A 1,208-nucleotide genomic window follows, 5' to 3' on the forward strand; every position below is an offset into this window, starting at 1 on the left:
GCTTCGTCCATCTTCCCAGCCATGCGATCGACTCCCGATCAACGCCTTGATCAGATAACGCGTCAGACTCGAATCGGCTGTCATGATTTATACAAGTCTCAATAGAATTACTCAGCGGTGACGGCGAAGTTCTTAGACACAAAGCTCAGCCCACCGACCGATGATGTAATTTCAAAACCGTACTGGATCTCGCCGACAACCACGTCATCAAAATAGTTCAGCGACTTTAAGTAATTCATGATCTCCAGCACGTCGATCGTAGTGTGGTTGGTCTTCGCTGTACGTAAGAAAGAATAGACGGCGTTCTTGCCGTTGCTACCGACATAGACATTCCAGGTGCTACCGGACAGCGGAACGTTACTGTAGAGCGGAATCGCGCAACCTTCAGAAGTCCAGTTGTACGCGATCGGCTTGACATTACCGCATCCATTCGAGGTGCCCGTGTAGTTCAGCCAGACCATGATCTCGTGCTGTTTTGCGTCGGCCCAGATATCCAACGTAGATTCCCATGCACCAGCAGCAGGCGTGGTAGCTGAGATAGTGGCAGTGAGCTTCCTCAGCGAACTGACAGGCTTGTTGACAAAGTATTCGACGTGCGGATAGGACTTGATGCCGTTCGTGTCCGGCTGGTCTGACGTGACACCCCAGTCGAAACTTGAATTAGCCCAGAAGGACTGCGGACCAACTGCGACTGGAGGAACGCTGCAAGGCCCCCATACGTCATTGTTTAAGGTATACCCCTCGTAGCTCCAACGCGCGAAAAGAGTAGGCTCATAGCAGGATGAAGTTGAAGGCGAAGTTGCAGACCATGTTGCAGCCTGCGCGACGGTGGATCCAAGCATCAGCATCAGGGAGGTAAGGCATCCCAATATGGCTAGAAATTTTGGCATATCTTCTTAATTCCTGTCGGTGTAAATATTTGGGGTCGGTAAGGCGTTCTAGTTTAGCGAAAATGGGCTGGTGTCGTATGAGTTCAGCTGACGCGGAAATGCAACTGCCTAACGATTCCGCGCCGAAAATACCGACGGGACTGTCTGGTTCTCCATTAGCAGAGCCCCTACGGCACTGGCGTGTCCGTGATGACATCGTATACGGCACCATACACCCGCACACAGACGTTAATCGGGACAGGGGGCGACCTATCGGCCGCACCCCTCCCACGCCACCCGGCATGCGGGTCCGCACCGGGCGGTTGGAACAGTTGAGGT

General features: G+C 53.1%; 1 protein-coding gene. It reads right to left on the reverse strand.

The genetic code is table 11. The annotated features are described in order from the left end of the window. Nucleotides 1-107 precede the first annotated feature (107 nt). Nucleotides 108-890, reverse strand: a complete 783-nt coding sequence (locus J8I34_RS34120) for a GH12 family glycosyl hydrolase domain-containing protein (protein ID WP_209808570.1) — start codon at nt 888-890, stop codon at nt 108-110. Between the last annotated feature and the right edge of the window lie 318 nt (nt 891-1,208).

This window comes from Cupriavidus phytohabitans, from assembly GCF_017815025.1.
Classification (GTDB): domain Bacteria; phylum Pseudomonadota; class Gammaproteobacteria; order Burkholderiales; family Burkholderiaceae; genus Cupriavidus.

What these genes read in the sequence shown, in the direction of transcription:
- J8I34_RS34120 (WP_209808570.1), bottom strand. Translation starts at nt 890, where the DNA reads ATGCCAAAATTTCTAGCCATATTGGGATGCCTTACCTCCCTGATGCTG.